The 858-nt window shown below is 32.1% G+C and carries 2 protein-coding genes; both read right to left on the reverse strand.

The annotated features are described in order from the left end of the window. Window positions 1-476, reverse strand: a 476-nt coding sequence (locus PQG54_RS12275; RefSeq protein ID WP_271790838.1) for a hypothetical protein, incomplete at its 3' end; no start/stop codon positions are given. Between the two features lies 1 nt (window position 477). Further along, window positions 478-858: hypothetical protein (locus tag PQG54_RS12280; RefSeq protein WP_271807737.1), on the reverse strand; the 381-nt coding region annotated here is incomplete at its 5' end.

Raw genomic sequence — 858 nt, forward strand, 5'->3', positions numbered from 1 at the left:
CCTATACATAACATTGTTGTTTCTGGCTGGATGGTTTCCAAAATGCTTGCGCTATCATCAATGGTGATAGATTTTAAAATAATCACATTGTTATTTATATTTCCATTCCATGACCAACGTGGCTTGTTAATTGAAATCGTCCTTACCCACACTTCAATATAGTGATTTGCAATGCCATTCATAACAGGGTCTTCAGTGGCATCATTCACACCTTGAGGTAAAGTAATAGTCATCTGCTCTGACATATGAGCATATTCCCAAATTAAACCATTAATACGCCATGCTAGAATAGGAGTATATCCCTCAACTACATTAGGCATCTCAAAATTTAAAATGATACTTTTATTACCTTTTTTAAAAGCATCTGTCGTGAAATTAAAATTAGCTCCACTATTATAACAAGTTGCTCTAAAATCATCTATTTCCCAAGTTCCCTTTGAAAAGTAAATATTTTGATTATTAGGTGAAATATTCATATTAAACTGAACCTTTCACAGGATTTCCTTGAATATTGTTCAAGAAAATTCGTGAGAATTTAACGTTTTGTAAAGAAGGTTGGCGATCATAGTCATATTTAATCGGAATCAAATCGGCATACATATCTGGTGTCCCATTATTTGGAATAATCCTTAAATCAAAAGAATCTCCGTCATTCATATTAATCTCAACCACAGGGTTTTGAACATTCTGATTGGCGATAATCCCGTTAATTAATGGATAGAAAAAACCTTCGCTATTTGGCGAATTAGGCGTTAAGGATAAATCATAATCATTATAATATTTTGCTTGACCGACAATCATAGAAATATTTTTAATTACTATCGTATTTTCTAAAGGAACATAATCTTTATATCCTAG

Origin of the sequence: Commensalibacter communis (assembly GCF_947179015.1) — a bacterium.
Taxonomy (GTDB): Bacteria; Pseudomonadota; Alphaproteobacteria; order Acetobacterales; family Acetobacteraceae; genus Commensalibacter; species Commensalibacter communis.